This is a genomic window from Paenibacillus piri (genome assembly GCF_004354045.1).
Taxonomy (GTDB): Bacteria; Bacillota; Bacilli; order Paenibacillales; family NBRC-103111; genus Paenibacillus_S; species Paenibacillus_S piri.
Genome location: NZ_SMRT01000012.1, coordinates 175,500 through 189,450, shown reverse-complemented (window position 1 = coordinate 189,450; position 13,951 = coordinate 175,500). Strand labels below are relative to the sequence as shown.

At 54.7% G+C, this 13,951-nt stretch carries 13 protein-coding genes; 4 read left to right on the top strand and 9 right to left on the bottom strand.

Annotated elements, in window-relative coordinates; all coding sequences use genetic code 11:
- Positions 1 to 181: 181 nt before the first annotated feature.
- The 6 genes from E1757_RS23055 to E1757_RS23030 all read right to left on the bottom strand — a co-directional run bounded on the left by E1757_RS23055 (position 182) and on the right by E1757_RS23030 (position 6,964).
- Positions 182 to 1,039 carry a phytanoyl-CoA dioxygenase family protein gene (locus E1757_RS23055; RefSeq protein ID WP_133232525.1) on the bottom strand — a complete coding sequence of 286 codons (858 nt, stop codon included), beginning with the start codon at positions 1,037 to 1,039 and terminating at the stop codon, positions 182 to 184.
- Between the two features lie 125 nt (positions 1,040 to 1,164).
- The gene (locus E1757_RS23050) at positions 1,165 to 2,514 is read right to left on the bottom strand and encodes a family 4 glycosyl hydrolase (RefSeq protein WP_133232523.1); all 1,350 of its coding nucleotides are present in this window, start codon (positions 2,512 to 2,514) and stop codon (positions 1,165 to 1,167) included.
- Between the two features lie 24 nt (positions 2,515 to 2,538).
- On the bottom strand, positions 2,539 to 3,897 hold the full coding sequence (locus E1757_RS23045) for a family 4 glycosyl hydrolase (RefSeq protein ID WP_165972248.1): 1,359 nt from the start codon (positions 3,895 to 3,897) through the stop codon (positions 2,539 to 2,541).
- Between the two features lie 28 nt (positions 3,898 to 3,925).
- Entirely contained in the window at positions 3,926 to 5,062 is a 1,137-nt protein-coding gene (locus tag E1757_RS23040; RefSeq protein WP_133232519.1) for a mandelate racemase/muconate lactonizing enzyme family protein, read from the bottom strand.
- Between the two features lie 121 nt (positions 5,063 to 5,183).
- Positions 5,184 to 6,086 carry a dihydrodipicolinate synthase family protein gene (locus tag E1757_RS23035; protein WP_133232517.1) on the bottom strand — a complete coding sequence of 301 codons (903 nt, stop codon included), beginning with the start codon at positions 6,084 to 6,086 and terminating at the stop codon, positions 5,184 to 5,186.
- Positions 6,087 to 6,166: 80 nt separating this feature from the next.
- A complete protein-coding gene (locus E1757_RS23030) occupies positions 6,167 to 6,964 on the bottom strand; it encodes an IclR family transcriptional regulator (protein ID WP_133232515.1) in 798 nt (265 codons plus the stop codon).
- Positions 6,965 to 7,251: 287 nt separating this feature from the next.
- On the opposite strand from E1757_RS23030, the gene E1757_RS23025 reads away from it, so the two are divergent.
- The 3 genes from E1757_RS23025 (at position 7,252) to E1757_RS23015 (ending at position 10,413) form a co-directional block, all read left to right on the top strand.
- Positions 7,252 to 8,589, top strand: a complete 1,338-nt coding sequence (locus tag E1757_RS23025; protein WP_133232513.1) for an ABC transporter substrate-binding protein — start codon at positions 7,252 to 7,254, stop codon at positions 8,587 to 8,589.
- Positions 8,590 to 8,686: 97 nt separating this feature from the next.
- Complete coding sequence (locus E1757_RS23020; RefSeq protein WP_133232511.1) at positions 8,687 to 9,580, top strand: carbohydrate ABC transporter permease; 894 nt, start codon at positions 8,687 to 8,689, stop codon at positions 9,578 to 9,580.
- Positions 9,577 to 10,413, top strand: coding sequence for a carbohydrate ABC transporter permease (locus E1757_RS23015; protein WP_133232509.1), 837 nt, complete (start codon positions 9,577 to 9,579; stop codon positions 10,411 to 10,413). The genes E1757_RS23020 and E1757_RS23015 overlap by 4 nt, the downstream gene beginning before the upstream one ends.
- A gap of 159 nt (positions 10,414 to 10,572) precedes the next feature.
- Here E1757_RS23015 and E1757_RS23010 read toward each other — a convergent pair whose 3' ends face one another.
- On the bottom strand, positions 10,573 to 10,800 hold the full coding sequence (locus E1757_RS23010; protein WP_133232507.1) for a helix-turn-helix domain-containing protein: 228 nt from the start codon (positions 10,798 to 10,800) through the stop codon (positions 10,573 to 10,575).
- A 232-nt stretch (positions 10,801 to 11,032) separates the two neighbouring features.
- Between E1757_RS23010 and E1757_RS23005 the strand changes: the two genes are divergently transcribed.
- A complete protein-coding gene (locus E1757_RS23005; RefSeq protein ID WP_133232505.1) occupies positions 11,033 to 11,749 on the top strand; it encodes a phytanoyl-CoA dioxygenase family protein in 717 nt (238 codons plus the stop codon).
- 182 nt (positions 11,750 to 11,931) lie between these two features.
- On the opposite strand, the gene E1757_RS23000 is transcribed toward E1757_RS23005, so the two are convergent.
- Positions 11,932 to 13,074, bottom strand: coding sequence for a sensor histidine kinase (locus tag E1757_RS23000; RefSeq protein WP_133232503.1), 1,143 nt, complete (start codon positions 13,072 to 13,074; stop codon positions 11,932 to 11,934).
- On the bottom strand, positions 13,071 to 13,757 hold the full coding sequence (locus E1757_RS22995) for a response regulator transcription factor (RefSeq protein ID WP_133232501.1): 687 nt from the start codon (positions 13,755 to 13,757) through the stop codon (positions 13,071 to 13,073). The genes E1757_RS23000 and E1757_RS22995 overlap by 4 nt, the downstream gene beginning before the upstream one ends.
- Positions 13,758 to 13,951 lie beyond the last annotated feature (194 nt).

The window sequence follows — 13,951 nt, the reverse complement described above, 5'->3', positions numbered from 1 at the left end:
TCCATTATGTTCCATATTGCAGAGTTCCCTTTCATTGTACAGCCATTTGGCGTAAAACAAGTACCACTTCGACAGCATTGAACAAAACCCTTTCGGAATGGGTAACTCTTTTTAAAATGTAAAAAGCCGACACAGCTCCCGCGGAGGGACGCTGAATCGGCTTGCACAAGCTTCTATCGGATTACATGTACCCGCTCTTGCCGAGAAGCTCGAGCGTCTCCTCGTCGCCCGATTGCTCCAGCGGCTTCGTCAGCCCGTTCTCGGGCTGAACGCCATAATATCCCCGTTTCAGCCAGGTCGGATAATAGCTGATGATCAGCAGCCTGCGCTTCGTCCCGGCCTCGGTAGTCGGTCTCGCCCGATGCCACAGGTTGGCATGCAGCATGACGGCCGACCCGGCCGATGGTCGCAGTACGAGCTGACCGGGAAGGTCGCCGTAATATTCGACGGGCGGCTCCTCCTGGATGCGCTCATGCGAGCCGGGCACGACGCAAAGCGGGCCGTTGGCGTCCGTCACGTCGTCCAGATAGACGAGTACATCAAGGCAGTGCGGCCGCAGCAGCCAGGGCGGCTTCGGTTTGGGGATGTAGCGCAGATGCTGATGCCAGATCGTCTCCTGGTTTTCCGGACCGGGGTAGCTGATTCTAGCGGACATGCCCATCTGCAACTGCGGGCCCATGACCGCCCGGGCGATCGACAGAAAAGGATGGAATTTGAGCAGCTGCAAAAAGGTTTCATCCTTATCCATCAAGTACCGGAGGAACAGCCCGCCAAAGTTGCTCTTCGTATTCAACCCTTCCCCATGCCCGACGATATGCCTCTCCTTCGCCTCCAACCGGTCCAACGCGTCACGCAGCGCTTCAAGCTGTTCGCCGGCAAACGCCCGTTCCCGGACAAGGTAACCCTGGTCGACAAGCTGCCGGATTTCATCCGCCGACGCGTGAACCTCGACCTCTCTCGGTGGCTCATCCGGCCGCATGTTCAAAATTTCATAGCGCAGCGTATGGCACGCGTCTTCGGGTGTACGTTCCTCACTCATCGCAATCGCTCCCCTTCGTATAATTTGTTCAAAACGGCGCGTGGGTCATGAACCGGCGCATGCAGCCGGGTCCAACAAGCCGGAAGCCGCATATACAGCCGGCGAATATGGCTACGACAATGGAACTATTGCTGCTTCGCGCCGCCGAACCATGCCGCCAGCTGTGCGTTGCGGGGATCCTGCAGCCACTCGGCCAGCAGCCCCTCCGCCTGCCCGCGACTCCGCGTCCTCTGGTCATGCAGCAAATAGTGCAGCAAATAATCGGGATCGCCGCTGCGCATTGCGGTTACGGCGCATTCGGCCCTGCGCCAGCGCGGAATCATTTCGCCGATGACGACCTTGTCGGGCAATGGCGGCGATGCGGCGCCCCGAATGCCGGCAGCGCTGACGACGCCTTTGCATTCGATCACGAGATCGTCCGGGAAGCCCTGAACGAGCTGACCCTCGTTCGGAATATTCACCTGGTAGCAGCATTCGTTATCGTTGACCAGAGAGTCGATGATCGGCACGATTTGCTCCCGGCCCTGAACCGGGCGGAAAATGTCCGTCACTCTGCCGGCTTCGTCCGTAACGGCCCGTTCGATTTGCCGCACGTTGCCTTCCATTTTATGAAGATAGCGCTGCCAGCCGCGCTCCGAGTCGAAGCCGCCGAGCGATCCGTACCAACGCTGCTTCGCCGCCAGATCGGTATGATACCACCAGCCGGCAAACCGGGGCGTATCGCCGATCGGCATCAAGCCGTACAGCTTATATTGATCGATCGCGGCCCGCGACATTTGAGTATCGTGGAATTCGAAGTTATCCTGCGCCCAGTACGCTTCGGCATGCTTGTCGATCCATTCATCGAGCAGTGGATACGCGTCTTCGCCTTTGTAGCGGAAATCGGTCAGCCATATCCAATGGTTGAAGCCTTTCGTCTCCGCGGTAACGAACTCCGGATCGAGGCCGAGCACCCGGGCGATCTGCAAATAGCCGTAATGGCCGTGGCACAGCCCGAGCACCTTTACCTTCGTCTCGCGGTGCATCAGCGTGCAGCCTTCGAATACCGGATTGGCCGACTGAATCAGCCACGCATGAGGACACAACCGCTCCACATCCCGGGCCACCTCGAGAAACAGAGCCATTTGCGGAAAATCATGCAGCCGCGCTCCGCGGTAATAGCCGTGCTTTTCAGCCAAAACTCGCTGCGCTTCGGTCCAGCCATGTCCCCCCGTCTGCGCGGTATTGATGACAAAGTCCGCGCCCCGAAGCGCCGCTTCGCGGTTCGTCGTTTTTGAAAAGCCGATCTCCGCCCCAATCTCGGCCGCAAGCCGTCGAGCCAGCCGGTATACCATTTCGAGCCGCTGCTCGTGAATGTCCATCAGCGCGACGTGACTGCCCTGCAAGCCCGGACTGACGCATAAATCTCTAATGATTTCGGCGGAAAACTGCGCGCTGCCCGCTCCAATAATTGTAATTTTTACACTTGAATCCATATGAACCTCGCCTCCCGGCTTCCGTTAACGAAGGACGCCGAACGCGCGCGCCAAAGACGCATTGCGGGGATCGGCGAACCATTCCTGCAAATATTGTTCAGCCTGCTGCAGGCTGCGGGTGCGGTGATCCATCAGCAGGCATGACAGCAGCAGCCCATAGTCGCACAAACGCATAGCCTCAATCATGCATTCCGCCTGGCTCCAGCGGGGGATCATCGCACCGGCCATCAGCTTCGCGGGCAGCGGCGGCTGGTTCAAGCCGCGGATGCCGGCACCGCTCACTACGCCTTGGCATTCTACGACGAGATTGTCGGGGAAGCCCTTGACGATGCCGCCACGGTTCGGAATATTGACCTGAAACATGCCTTCCGTATCGTTCACTAGAGCATGAATGATTGGGACAATCTGCTCCTTGCTTTGAACCGGCGGGAATATGCCCGTAACCGGCTTGCTTTCGTCCGTTACGGCCTGCTCGATATCGGCGACCTTATGCTGCAGCCGGTCGAGGTACGCCTGCCAGCCGAGCTCGGAATCGAAGCCGCCGAGAGCTCCGTACCAATGCTGCTTCGTCGCCAGATCGGTATGCAGCCACCAGCCGATCCCCTGGTTTTCGCAGGTGCGGGGCGTATCGCCGATCGGCATCAACCCGAACGTCCGGTACAAATGAATGGCGGCCCGGGACAACTGGTTATCCCAAAATTCAAATTCGTTTTGCGCCCAATACGCTTCGGCCTTCGTCTCGATCCATTCGTCCAGCAGCGGATAGGCATCCTTCCCCTTGTACCGGAAGTCGGTCATCCATATCCAATGATTGAAGCCTTGCGTCCGCGCGCTGACATGCTCGGGCTCCAAGCCAAGTGCATGGGCAATTTCCAAATAGCCGTAATGACCGTGGCACAGCCCTAAAATTCGAAGATTCGTTTCGCGGTGCATCAGCGAGCAGCCTTCGAACACCGGATTGGCCGACTGGATCAGCCAGGCGTTCGGGCACATCCGTTCCATATCGCGGGCCACGTCCAAAAACAGCTGCATTTGCGGAAAATTATGCAGCTTCGTGCCGCGGTAATAGCCGTGCTTTTCGCCGAGCTTCCGCTGATCCTCGGCCCATTGATGCCCGCCCGCCTGGGCCGTATTGAGCACAAAATCCGCGCCCTGAAGCGCGATCCGGCGGTCGGTCGTTTTGGAAAAGCCGATCTCCGCCTTCAATTCGCCGGATAACCGATTGGCCAGCCGCCATACGAAATCGAGCCGATTCTCGTCGATATCCATCAGCGTAATATGGCTTCCGCGCAAGCCGGGATTGATGCACAAATCGCGGACTATACCCGCCGAAAACTGCGCGCTCCCGGCACCGATAATTGAAATTTTCACGCTTGTTTCCATTTGGGTCGCTCCTTGTTCATCAACTCGGTCAGCTATCCCGCCGCTTCTCCCATCCCGCATCGAACAGTCTTAAAAAGTTTTGGTCGCCGTACGGATATTTGGCCATTTCGTCTTCATTCAGTTCTACGCCGAGCCCGGGCGCATCCGGAATTTCAATATAGCCGTCCTTTACGCCGACCGTGCCGGTCATGATCCGGCGTGACCATTCGACATTCGTATCGTCGAAGCATTCCTGGATGAGCAAATTCGGCACGGCTGCGCCGATATGCGTATTGACGACCGTGCACAGCGGGCTCTGCGCATTATGCGGTGCAATGAAGCTTTCATGCGATTCGGCGATCGCCGCCGCCTTCATCATCCCTCCGATGCCGCCGATTTTGAGCACCTCGGGCTGGGCGATGCTGACGGCCTTGCTGCCCAGCAGCTGCGAAAATTTCTCCAGCGCATCGAATCGTTCTCCGCTGGCGACGGGAATCGGAATTTGACGCGCCACCGCGATCGTCGCTTCCACATCGGTCGACATGACCGGCGTCTCGAACCACATCGGATTGAATTCGGCCAGCGCATGCCCCAGCTTGACGGCCGTGCTGACGGAAAACCGGTCGTGGCCTTCGATCAGAAGATCGACCTTGTCCCCGACGGCTTCCCGAACCGCGCGGACAATATTCAGCGACAGCCGCTCCTCGCTCAGCTCCATAAATCGATACGCATGGCCGAACGGATCGAACTTCAGCGCCGTATAGCCCATTTCGACGACGCGCAGTGCCGCTTCGGCGAAAAACTGCGGGTCGCGCGGACCGCGGTACCAGCCGTTCGCATAAGCGCGGATCGATGGCCGCATTTTGCCGCCCAGCAGCTTCCACACCGGAACGCCCAAGCTTTTGCCGAGAATGTCCCAGCACGCCTGCTCGATCCCCGACATTGCGGTCGAATAGCCGAGAAACAAGCCTTTGCGCATATGATCCATAATTTCATTGACATTGCACGGATCTTTGCCGATAAACAGCGGCTTCAGCTCATGAACCGAAGCCTCGTTCGGCCTCGTCTGCAACCCGCCGGTCGCTTCCCCGACACCGGTAATGCCTTCGTCGGTATACAGCTTCACGAACACCCAATTTTTCCACGGGTTGCCTACAACGAACGTTTTGACATCAATAATTTTCATCGATGAATGTCCTCCTACCCATTTTCACGGACAAAGCCCCTGATTTGAGCCCACAAAAGTAGCGCGATGCTCCGCAACCATTTCCGATTACTATGGGGGGAACCCGGCTTGAGCCACCGGTTCACACGCGGAATAACGGCTGCAGATCGCGCAAAATGGCATCCAGCTCCTTGCGGTCGAACGCGTCCAGCGGAAAATGGCCGGCGTTGCGCATATAGGTGCTTCCGATAATGCCACGGCGGCGAAGCACTTCCTTGTAAATGGACACGCCGTACATGAATTCCATATTGAGCAGCGGCAGCATGCGGTTAAACATGTCGCGGGCTCCGCGCTCGTCGCCGGCTTCGAGAAGCTCCCACAACTGGACATGGACGTCGCAAATTTCGCAAGCCGGCATCGACCCGCAGGCGCCACGCGCGTATTCGTCGATCAAATATCTTCCGGCCATGCCGCCTTGGATGCCTTTCACCTTGTCTCCGGCCAGCGCAAACAGCTCCGTCATATAATGCCCGGCCGGCCAGCATTCCTCCTTTACATAATGGACGGATGCCGTAGAGCCGATGATCCGGGCCAGCAGCGGCGGGGACATGGGCGTTCCGACCGGCGGCACATTGTTCTGAATCCATACCGGCAGCCCCTTCGCCTCCCGGTCGATCGCCTGGTAATAATGCACAATTTCGTCCGGTACCGCTTTCTTCACATACGGCGGCATCGCAATCAGCGAGTCGGCTCCGGCTTCCCGGGCATATCGTGCATGATAAACCGCGTGCTCCTCGCTCGTTCCCGCTACGCCGGCAACGACGGGAATGCGGCCGTCTGCCGTTTGTACGGCAATCCGGACAACCGTTTTGCGTTCCTCGTCCGTCAAGCTTATAAATTCGCTGGCGTTAACCGGCGTCACGATGCCATGGGCCCCCGAGTCGAGACAAAACTGAATAATATTCCGCAGACCTTGCTCATCCAGCTCCCCGTTTGCTGTAAAAGGGGTCGGCGGTATGGCGAATATTCCCCTCATTTGCTCCATGGATCTTCATCCTCCCGATGGTGAAGTAGTTGGGCTTGATTACATGGCCTACCGACAGGCTCTCCCCTGTCTCCCCCGCATTACGATTCATAATAACCTAAACGGTAAGACAGCCGGTTGGCGAAAAAACTAACATCCTTGGCAATTTGTTCAATGTGGAGCTCCACCCTTTCCCTGCTGGAGCTGACGCTCATGGCGGCCACTACTTTGCCGCCTTGCTCGCGCACGGGCGAAGCGACGCACCAGGTCGCCGAGCGACCTTCCCCGCGATCGACCGCATAACCGGTCCGTTTCACCTCGTCAAGCGCCGAATCCAGCTGCTCGTGTGTGGCGATCGAATTTTCGCTGAGCGTTTTGAAGCCGTACATGTCGACAATCTCATGCGCTTCCTGCCGGGGAATATGGGCGAGCATCGCCTTTCCCATCGCCGTGCAGTGGGCCGGCGTCCGCCTGCCCAAAATCGTATACAGTTGGTCCACCTCCGTCTGTACCGAATAACAAAGATGGAACGTATCGCCCCTGTACAGCACCCCCAGATTCGCATTCATTTTCAACCGTTCGGAAAGGCCGTCCAGCTCGATCTGACCATGTCTTCGAACCTCCAATCGTCCGAGAGCGATACCTGCAAATTCGACAACGCGCAGCCCGATCACATAATAACTGGTACCGGGCTCCCTTTCGATGTACCCTTCGTTTTCCATTGCGTTCAAATACCGATACAGCGTGCTTGAGGTCAGCCCGAGCTGCGAACCGATTTCCGCTGCCGTCAAACGGGGATGATGCATGGAGAAGCATTCCAGCACAGCGAGCACTTTGCCGATGGTGGTGGGAGCATAATTGTTGCGTTTATTGGTTTTGGTCAGGTTGGACTCCGTCAAAAGTATCACTCCATTTCTCAATACTGAAATGTATTAAGCGCCGGCTCAGATTATTAACATTAATTTTCAAAAATAAAAAGTTCATTGTCACAATATGAAATTAAAGCATTATTATTTGGGGCGGGTCATAAGTTAAATTGAGTTTTCGTCGAATTGAAAGCGAAGATTGAGAGCGTTTGCAGTTGTTTAGCCACAATCCGCTCATTGCCGGAGGTGACGGGTATAGGGAGAAGCACGCAAACGTGTCAGCGCTAGTTGGCAGCACATACATTTGGGGAGGGATCGGAATGACAGCGGAAAAAACAGGCGTTTTACAGCGGCGCAGCATGATCGCGTTGATCTCGGTATTGCTATTGGCGACGTTTGTATTCGCGGGCTGCAGCGACAGCGGAGACGGCAAAGGCGCAGCCGAGGGCGGCAAAGTAAAACTGACATGGATGGTATGGGGAAGCACGGAAACGGTGGAAAAGGCGACGGAATCGCTATTCAAGGCATATCCGGACATGAAGGATAAAGTCGAGATTGAAGGGCTGGTGGGCGGAGCCGGCGACCCGGATGTGGCGAAAAAGCTGCGTCTCGCTCTGGCGGCCAACGAGGATATGCCGGATATTGTCATGCTGAACCGGACGCAGCTGACCGAGTTTGCCGAGGCCGGCATATTGGAGGATTTGACCGACGTTATCAAGCCTGTGCAGGGCAACCTGACGCAGGCGGCTATCGAGCTGGCCGGCTACAAGGGCAAGTTTGTGACGATTCCATACGAAATCAAGACGAAAATTTGGTTTTACCGCAAAGATATGTTCGATGCAGCCGGAATCGATCCGACCAAAGTCAAAAATTTGGACGATTTCATTGCAGCCGGTAAAAAGCTGCGGGAGAAATTTCCGGACAGCTCGATCTGGAACCTGGGCAAGCAGGCAGCCGGATATAATCTGGGCATGATCGTGAGCGGCAACGGGGCCAAATTTACGAACGATCAGGGGGATTATATCATTGCCACGGACCCCGGGGTTAAAAAAGCGTTCGACATGTTCAAGCAGCTGAAAGACTCCGGCGTTACGGTCGAAATTAACGATTTTACCCCGGACTGGGAAAAAGGCTTCGCCAACAATACGATCGCGTCCAGCCTGATCTCCAACTGGTTTAAAAATTTCCTGCCCAAATACGCCCCCGATCAAGCGGGCAAATGGGCGGCCACCGAATGGCCGATACTGGCCGATGCGGACGGCGGCAGCGAAGCGGGCGGTTCGATCTTCATTATTCCAACCAAGGGCAAGCATAAGAAAGAAGCGAAGGATGTGCTGTCCAAGCTGCTGCTGACCAAGCAGGGGGCGCTTGCGCTGAATGAAATCCGCTCGATCACGCCCTATTTGAAGGATGCGCTGCAAGACCCGCAAATCCAGCAGCCGCATAAATTTTTCGGCGCCAGCCTGCCTCTGGCCGAGTCTAAAGCGCTGGAAAAAGTGAAGGTGTTCAGCTTCAGCCCGGCCGCCGATCTGGAGCGGTCGACGATGAACGAAGCGCTGTCGAAATATTTGAACGGCGCAGGCTCGCTGGATCAAATATTGAAGCAGGCGGAGACCGATCTGAAAAATCAAATCGGCAACCCGTACAAGAAGAAATAACTCCGGTTCAAACTTAAGCTTCGCTGCCGCACGCAGCAGCGGTCCCCGGGACGGAGCCGGGGACCGCATCTTTACAACGCGAGGGGGTGCGCTTTCGATGCAATCCGTTTCCAAACAGGGGCACAGTCTTCATACGAGGCTGGATCGGCTCACGCCCTATTTGTTTATACTGCCGTTTATCATATCTTTTTTTATATTTTTCGTCTTTCCTTCCCTTTACTCGTTCGTGCTGAGCTTTTATCAATACCGTGGCTACGGGACGGCAAGCTTCATCGGACTGGACAATTACATCGCCCTGTTCAAATATCCGACCTTTTGGACGGCCGTGTATAACACGCTTTTTTACTGGATTGTTCATATCGTGCCCGTCATGGCGATTTCATTCCTGCTCGCCGTAGCGGTCAATTCCAGGCTGACCAAATGGAAGGCCGTCTATAAGCCGCTTATATTTTTGCCGCAAATTATGGCGTCCGTCGCCTCGGCGCTTATTTTCAAAATTATTTTCGCCACCCGCTACGGCGTTATCAACAGCTTGCTGGGAACGCAAATCTTTTTTCTGGAAGATCCCGTACTGATGAAATGGACGGTCGTTGCGCTTATTATATGGCGCGCCGTCGGCTGGTATTTTGTCATTTACTTGGCCGGACTGACGACGATCAGCGACGAAATCCAGGAGGCGGCCACGATCGACGGCGCCGGCGCGGGACAGCGTTTATGGTACATTACCGTACCGCTCATGAAGCCGATCTTTTTATTCGCCTTCATGATGGATACGATCGGCTCGCTGAAAATATATAACGAACCGCTGCTCATGTTCTCCACGGGCATGGACGCTCCGACGGAGGTTATTCCGATTCTCAGCATCCTGACGAGAAATATAAGCGGAGGCAACTTCGGACTGGCGAGCGCCGTAGGCTGGATATTATTTGCGATGATTTTGCTCGTATCCCTCCTGCAGTATAATCTGTTGAAAGGAGGGAAGCAAGAATGACGAACAGGCAGTGGGCGGCTTTAATCCTGAACGCGCTGCTGATCGGGGTCGTCGTTTTCTCGGTCTACCCGATTCTCATTATGCTGCTGGGCTCGCTGAAGACGGCGGAGGAACTGTCGGCGAATCCGGCAGGGCTCCCGTTCGATCCGACCTTCAACAACTATTGGCGTCTGCTCAATTATAACGGGCATACGATCGTCAGAGCCTTTTTCAATTCGCTTTACGTATCCACGGCGCATACGGTGCTGACGATTTTCATATCGGCGATGGCCGCATTCGCCTTTGCCAAATACCGATTCGCGGGGAAGAACGCGATCTTTCTCGCACTGCTCGCCACCATGATGGTGCCCGGGGAGCTGTCGATTCCCCCGCTGTATATCATGTTCAGCCGGATCGGCTGGCTCAACAGCTATGCCGTGCAAATTTTCCCCGGCATCGCCAGCGTCTTCGCCATGTTCATGCTGCGCCAGTACATGATCAGCATTCCGGACGCACTGCTGGAAGCCGCCAAAATGGACGGCGCGAAGCATTGGCGCATATTTACAAGCATTATGCTGCCGGTATCGGCGCCGGTCATCGGCGCACTGTCGATTTTGACGTTCCTTCACAAATGGAACGATTTTCTGTGGCCGCTTATTATGGTCAACAAGCCCAAGTTCATGCCGATCATGGTCATTCTGCCGACGCTGAACGAGAAGGACAGCGTCTGGTCGATTCCTTGGGAGCTGATCATGACGGGCTGCGTCGTGGTGACTTTGCCGCTGATCCTCGTGTTCCTGCGCTATCAGGACAAATTTATGAGCAGCGTGACGATCGGGGCGGTGAAGGAGTAAGCGGAATGCGGGTCCAGCCGGATGAATGAGCCGGTCTTGCGTCTCCCGGCGCTAGCCCCGTTCCCGCTTCTTTCAACAGGCGAATCGGCCAGCTTGTAGGGGCAGGTGCCTCAGCAGGCGAATGAACCCGGCCGCCGGCCGGGTTTTTGTACGATAGCACTACGGACTGCTGCATCCGAGCAACGGCTTGTACCATCGCCGTTTTGCCCTTCGCCGTTCGAATCGGCCGGGTCCTCTACATTCGCCGCTCCCCCCCTCCATCTGCTCCCGGTATTTCCCGGGCGTAATGCCCTTGTACTTCTTAAATACGCGAATCAGCCGGTCATCATTGCCGTACCCGACCTTGCCGGCGATTTCGGAAATGGTCAACGACTTGTCCTTAAACAGATGATCAGCAGCTCGTACTCATTCGCCGCCTTGGCGGACAAGTCCGTCTTGCCGTTCTGAGCGCATCCGGATGCGGTACGAAACCGGTCGGCGCTTGCCCATGCCGTTCCAGCTCCGCCGGGTCCTGCTCCTCTCTGAACAAAAGTACAACTAATTGATTGCATTCAAGCAGTTTTCAAGCCGTTATTCCGATACATTAAAGCTGTACCAAATAACAAGGAGGGTTCATCCTATGATAACGAAAAACGTATCTAACTTCGTACTGACCGAGGATATGATCGAGGAATTTTACCGTGAAGGCTTTTTTTACGCCCCGGGCTTCCTGACGGAGGAAATGGTCGATATCATCAATAAGGAAAACAGCGAATTCGCCAACCGGCAGTCGTCCGACGGACAATGGAAATCCAACGCGATTACCCATTTTGCCGAAAGCGGGGCCGCGTTTCCTGAAACCGTCCGCTTTTTGACCGACAATCGGATTATCGAAGTGTTCGAACGCATTCTGGGCGACGACGTGAAGCTGTGGATGGGGATGTATGCCGTCGTGCCTCCCCGCGGCGAAGGTTTGGCGTGGCATCAAGACAACATGTATACCCATATTTTGGGACATATGCTGAACGGATTCATTGCTTTGGATCACATTACTCAAGAAAATGCAGGCTTATGGCTGGCTCCCAGATCCCACCGCCTGGGCCGTCAAGCGAATCTGAACGAAGCAGGCGAGCGGCACCGGCGCGCCGCAGAACCGGAGAACGGCATCCCGTGCAAGCCGATGGCCCCTGGAGACGCGGTTATTTTCCATCGGGAAACGCTGCATCACAGTAAAACGAATCATACCGACAAGCCGAGAAGAGCTTACGCCTTCCAGGTAGCCTCGGCCGTGTGCCGCTATGCCGAATCCGGCAAGCTGCTGACCGACCGGGAAAATTTGAGCTCGTACAAAAAATAAACAGACACGAAAAATGCCTTGCGGCGTCCGTGTGCAGGATTTACGTTTGAGCGTTGGGAGGGATGGATGTGGGGTTGCAGCCGTTGTTGAAGTCGTGTTCCTTCGATTAGACCTGGCAGGGGGAACACGACTTCAAAGACGGCCCGTAAACTTTCCACCCCACATTCATGTTACCAACTTTTTTAAATATCATTACCCAAAGGCAAATAAACGGTAAATCTCGTACCTTGATCAGGCTCACTCACGACGCGGATGAAACCGCCGTGGGCTCTTACAAAATGATGAGCGATGGATAATCCGAGCCCCGTACCGCCTGTATGCCGCGAGCGCGCTTCTTCTACGCGGTAAAATCGATCGAATAGGTGGGGCAGCTCTTCCGCCGGTATTCCGATACCGGTGTCGATCACCGAGACACATGCAAATAACGCATTCCGATCAATGACCCGGTCTTCGATTTCAACCGTAATCTTCCCTCCACGAGGCGTGTAACGAATCGCATTGGTCAGCAAATTAATGAAAACCTGCGTGATCCGTCTCGCGTCGGCCATCACCGTTACCGGCTTCGTGTTCGAATAGAAGCGCATTTCCAGTCCGTTCTCCTCAGCCTCCATCCTCACATCATCAACGACTTGTTCAAGTCTTGCCGACAGATCGAGCGGTTTGCAATCCAATGGCAATCGGCCCGCCTCAGCTAACGACAAGACATGAAGATCTTCCACAAGCAGGCCTAAGCGGATCACTTCGTCATGGAGTCTCAGCAGCATTTCCGGAGGGACGTATTGACCGGTCTGTTGAGCATTTTCTAATTTTAGCTGCATGATAGACAGCGGAGTTCGCAGCTCGTGAGCAACATCGGCTACCAATCGTCTGCGGGCTTTTTCGGCTTCACGCAGGCGAAACGTCATATCATTGAACGTTTGGGCGACTTTCCCATACTCATCTTTTGTGTCTACAGGTACTTTGACGTTCAGGTCGCCCTGCGCCACGCGCTCTATAGCTGCTATAAGCTTTTTGAGCGGGAGGGTCAGCACCCCCGATATCCAAAAACTGAAGAGCAACCCGATCGTAACAAAAAAGAACAAGCGCACGCCGTGCGTGACATTAAGCAGTGCGTTCAGCCGCATATTGTCAAGGAAATAAGATTTAAAGATTTCGATTTGCTCTTCTGGCGTGGCACTCAAATAGTTGGCGTCGATTTGTTCCCTTTGAAATTGATCGATCAGGCTGCCTGTGTAAACTTGCGTTGTAAGCGAGAAAGTGATACTTACAATGAGCACCAGCAGTACCATATAGGCAAATATTTTCATGCGGACCGTCATCTTCATGAACGTTCACCGAATCGGTAACCGAAACCGTATACCGTTTGAATATAACGAGGATTGGCCGGATCGTCTCCCAGCTTGCGGCGAAGATTCCGGATATGGGAATCCATCGTTCTTTCGTATCCCATATATTCATCCGCGAGTGCAGCTTTTAATAATTGCAGGCGGCTGAAAACGATTCCGGGACGCGCAGCCAACGTGTACAAAATTTTGAATTCCGTCGGTGTCAGTTGGATCTCCTGGCCGTCCTTGAATACCTGACATTTGGCCTCGGAAATGATCAGGTTGTCTCTTTCCAACAACATCAACCTGTCTTCAGGACCGCGCAAGCGGCGAAGTAAAGCTCGGATGCGTGAAGCGAGCTCGCGCAAGCTGAACGGCTTCGTCAAATAATCGTCCGCGCCAATTTCCAGACCGACGATTTTATCCGATTCATCCGATCGAGCCGTAACCATAATAATACCGCAATGCGAGGTTTGCCTTATTTCGCGGCATACGTCGATGCCGCTTTTCTCGGGGAGCATCCAATCAAGCACGACGACATCAGGCCGTTCGGACCGGGCAATCGTGAGCGCTTCCTTGCCAGTACTGGCGGTCAATACCTTAAACCCTTCGCGTTGCAGATAGGTGTGCATCTCCTCAAGCATGCCCGGTTCGTCGTCCACAAGCAACAATTTCGGTTCCATTCCATCACATCTTTTCAGTTTAGTCTGCTTCCAGTGCGAGAATAATACACCACTTACCGAAAATTATACCGTGATTTAACATGTTCTTGAAGAAATCCACAAAAAAAGATGAAGATCTGCATAAGTTCTCGACATTTATTGTTTATACTGACTATAAACGAGAGAAATAGCAGCGAAGAACAAGAAAGGATGAG

Bases quoted from the DNA above. Each gene is read 5' to 3' on its own strand.
- E1757_RS23055 (WP_133232525.1), bottom strand. From the start codon at position 1,039: ATGAGTGAGGAACGTACACCCGAAGACGCGTGCCATACGCTGCGCTAT.
- E1757_RS23050 (WP_133232523.1), bottom strand. From the start codon at position 2,514: ATGGATTCAAGTGTAAAAATTACAATTATTGGAGCGGGCAGCGCGCAG.
- E1757_RS23045 (WP_165972248.1), bottom strand. From the start codon at position 3,897: ATGGAAACAAGCGTGAAAATTTCAATTATCGGTGCCGGGAGCGCGCAG.
- E1757_RS23040 (WP_133232519.1), bottom strand. From the start codon at position 5,062: ATGAAAATTATTGATGTCAAAACGTTCGTTGTAGGCAACCCGTGGAAA.
- E1757_RS23035 (WP_133232517.1), bottom strand. From the start codon at position 6,086: ATGGAGCAAATGAGGGGAATATTCGCCATACCGCCGACCCCTTTTACA.
- E1757_RS23025 (WP_133232513.1), top strand. From the start codon at position 7,252: ATGACAGCGGAAAAAACAGGCGTTTTACAGCGGCGCAGCATGATCGCG.
- E1757_RS23020 (WP_133232511.1), top strand. From the start codon at position 8,687: ATGCAATCCGTTTCCAAACAGGGGCACAGTCTTCATACGAGGCTGGAT.
- E1757_RS23015 (WP_133232509.1), top strand. From the start codon at position 9,577: ATGACGAACAGGCAGTGGGCGGCTTTAATCCTGAACGCGCTGCTGATC.
- E1757_RS23005 (WP_133232505.1), top strand. From the start codon at position 11,033: ATGATAACGAAAAACGTATCTAACTTCGTACTGACCGAGGATATGATC.
- E1757_RS23000 (WP_133232503.1), bottom strand. From the start codon at position 13,074: ATGAAGATGACGGTCCGCATGAAAATATTTGCCTATATGGTACTGCTG.
- E1757_RS22995 (WP_133232501.1), bottom strand. From the start codon at position 13,757: ATGGAACCGAAATTGTTGCTTGTGGACGACGAACCGGGCATGCTTGAG.